Annotated in this window: 3 protein-coding genes and 1 pseudogene; 3 read left to right on the forward strand and 1 reads right to left on the reverse strand. The window is 41.7% G+C overall.

Annotation, left to right across the window (positions count from 1 at the left end; translation table 11 throughout):
- On the forward strand, window positions 1-991 hold a 991-nt coding region (locus tag BFI01S_RS21370; protein ID WP_174521693.1), incomplete at its 5' end, for a Nif3-like dinuclear metal center hexameric protein.
- Window positions 992-1,009: 18 nt separating this feature from the next.
- Window positions 1,010-2,131 (forward strand): hypothetical protein, encoded by a 1,122-nt coding sequence (locus BFI01S_RS21375; RefSeq protein WP_061794377.1) that lies wholly within the window; start codon window positions 1,010-1,012, stop codon window positions 2,129-2,131.
- 45 nt (window positions 2,132-2,176) lie between these two features.
- Here BFI01S_RS21375 and BFI01S_RS21380 read toward each other — a convergent pair whose 3' ends face one another.
- Window positions 2,177-2,641, reverse strand: a complete 465-nt coding sequence (locus BFI01S_RS21380) for a hypothetical protein (protein ID WP_061794378.1) — start codon at window positions 2,639-2,641, stop codon at window positions 2,177-2,179.
- 204 nt (window positions 2,642-2,845) lie between these two features.
- On the opposite strand from BFI01S_RS21380, the pseudogene BFI01S_RS23195 reads away from it, so the two are divergent.
- Window positions 2,846-2,997, forward strand: a pseudogene (locus BFI01S_RS23195) (SAM-dependent methyltransferase); the annotation flags it as partial.

Raw genomic sequence — 2,997 nt, forward strand, 5'->3', positions numbered from 1 at the left:
AGATGAGCTGACAGGAGGAAGAGTGATTAAATCTCTAAATGATATTACGAGAGGTGAGCATCCCTTTGTCATCATGAAATCTTCCAACATTCCCGGGAAAGAGATCATTGAAACGCCTGGTCTTGTTTATGGCGATATGAAAAGAGAAGTAAAAAAAGTAGCAGTTGCCATGACAATGACAGAAGGATGTATCGAACTTGCCGGCGCTACTGGTGTCGATGCCATTGTTGCTCATCATCCGATAGCTGAAGCAGCTAATTCAGGTGGAGTAATCTTGAAAAACTATCTGGATTTGTATAATGTCGCTGCATTTGAATTGCATGAAGCTTTCCATGGGCTGCATCCTGGCATTCCTTTTTTGCATGGCCATCAGGTATACCGGACAGAGGTTTCTTATGGAGGGGTACACGGAAATATTTTATATGCAGGGAAAGTACTCCCTGAGGTGAAAACGCTGGGAGATATTTTAACACGGCTGGACAATTTTATGGGTCTTAGAGATGAAGAGGAACTGTTACATACTGAAAAGGAAATACGCAATAGTTCATCTCTGTCTGAAACGAGTATTGTGACACGCGGGAGAATTGTTAATGGAGAAGAAACAAGCCCCGTGAACAATATTGTGCACATTTTCCCGCATACGGGATTTTCTCCTGAACATTTGCGTCAAGCCATCCAGGAACACCCGGAGGCTGACACAGTCCTCGCTTCCATTAGCCGGGTTTATGACGGACATCCGCTTATTGAAACAGCTAAGGAGTTAGGACTTAATTTTATTATCGGAAATTGCCATGTGTTAGAAATACTCGAAAATGGTTTACCTTTAGCTTATGCCTTAGACAGACTGCTGCCTGGTGTTGAAGTCGTTGTTTTTCGAGAACGTGTGACAAGCATATCCCTAAATGAAATGGGATCTCCTCACTTAAAGAAATATGCAGAAGAAATGGCTGCGGGTTATCTATTGAAAAAAACGGCTGTCCATACACTATAAAAAAGGGAGTGCAGGTAGATGAGCGAGGTTAAATCGTTAGTACAAAAAAATCTAGAAATAGAAGAGAACAGTGTCCCGATTCCTTTAACCAGAAAATGGACACAAATCGAAGCAGTTGGTCTTGGTTTAGTCATCCTCTCACTGCTGGTATTGTTAATCTCTCCAGGTACATTAGCCGGGTTATTTACTTCCATTGTCGATCAGGTTTTCCCGGTTATCGTAGAGATATTTTTGACCGGCACGGTAGGAGTTTCTATTATTGTCAGTGTCATTTTAGGCCGGGTACTGGAACGGCTGGGGTTTACGGACGCGTTAATTCGGATATTCATCCCTGTTACAAAGCTGATGAAAGTGAATTCAGCTGTTATCATTCCAAGTATATATAATATTCTTGGTGACATTAATGCTGCCGGAAAAATTGCCGGACCAATCTTAATCCGTTCAGGAGCAACAAAAGCAGAGCAGAAAATAGCGGTAGCCACCATGGTACAATCCCAGCAGTCTTTTGCTACCTTTATGTTAGGCATGGTTGCATTAACGGCTGTAGGGGCCAATGCCTTTGTCGTGGTCGTGCTGGCTGTTTTCATGCCTGTCATTGTTGTCCCGTTCCTGCTTTCTAAAACCATTTACCGGGATACGAAAGCTGTCCAAATTGCAAAGCTGCCTCAATTTACGCCGAAAACTGGCTTTTTACCCACTCTATTTAATGCAGCCAGGGAGGGAGCAGAGCTTTTATTCCTTCTGATTATTCCGGCTGCAGCTGTCGTGTTCGCTGCTATTGGTGTTCTCGACTACATTGGAGTCTGGTCAAAATTCGAATCTGGCTTATCTGCCGTTTTGCTAACTTTAAATATTCATCCTGAGACCGGTATTCTTTCCATATTGGTTAGCCCGACGCTGGCCATGGCCCAGTTATCGGAAGTTGCGAGTTCTTTGGATCCGCGTTTGGTCATCGGATCATTCGTATTAGCCTCTTCCGGCTTGCCTTTGTCTACTATCTTTGGTCAAATTCCTGTTATATGGGCAGCTAATTCTGACCTTAGTGAAAAGGAGGCAATGGGAGCGGCTGTATTAGGAATAGTTATGCGTATATTGACAGCCTTTTTGATTGTTTATTTCTTAACGCCGATATTAGTTTAATGCTCAGAGCTAAGGTAAAGAAACAATTTTTGCTTGGTATAAGATCTAAATTTTTCCCTGTAAAAAAGAAAGATTGATCAAATATTGATTTGGTGGGATCCTTTCAAATGATTGGGGATCCAGGTGGAGCTCTGTTTTTCTTATAAGATTGTTTTCCTCGTTCCATAAGAAAAGTACGGCCGTTTGATGAATGGGTTCCATAATCCCTTTCATCGGCGCAAGAAGTTCAATTTTAAGATCATCCAGGGGAAAGTCAGGCCGGCAAATAAGCTTACAAGGTGCTGTTTGTAAGGGTTCATAGTGATTTATTGTATGATCAGACAGATAGTGGATCCTCCCGGTAGCTGCAATTCTTTTATCAGGGAGGATCAGTCCAGATTCATGATAGATATCTCTTCCGATGGAGGAAGGGATCTTTTTTTTGTTCCATAAAATGGACATCGAAAAAGTGTTGCCAGGCAAAATCGTCCATGCTCTCTTGGCTATCAGTTCAAATCCGATAAAGGACATGGCTATCCCTCTTTCCTGCTGCTCGATACTGATGTTTATGCTCGAGGAAGAAAAAATATCTGCTATGTATCCATCAATTCATTATGATAGCTGTTACTCACGAACCCTCTTTTTGTTGAGAACTGGCCTGTTAAGAGTTGCCAACTAATCAAAAGCACCAATCCGTTAGAAAACATTAAAAATAGGTTTAACCATGAAGCTAGCTATAATCAGTTAAAGCCAAACGGATATATGATTTTTACTGCGGTTTCAAAAGAAGCCCCCATGTATGGAAAGGGTAAACAATTGGGCAAAGACTATTTTGAGATCATGGAAGGAGTAAAAATGTTTTTCTATGATTCCGACTCAATCAAACC

It is taken from the genome of Cytobacillus firmus NBRC 15306, from assembly GCF_001591465.1.
GTDB lineage: Bacteria > Bacillota > Bacilli > Bacillales > Cytobacillaceae > Cytobacillus > Cytobacillus firmus.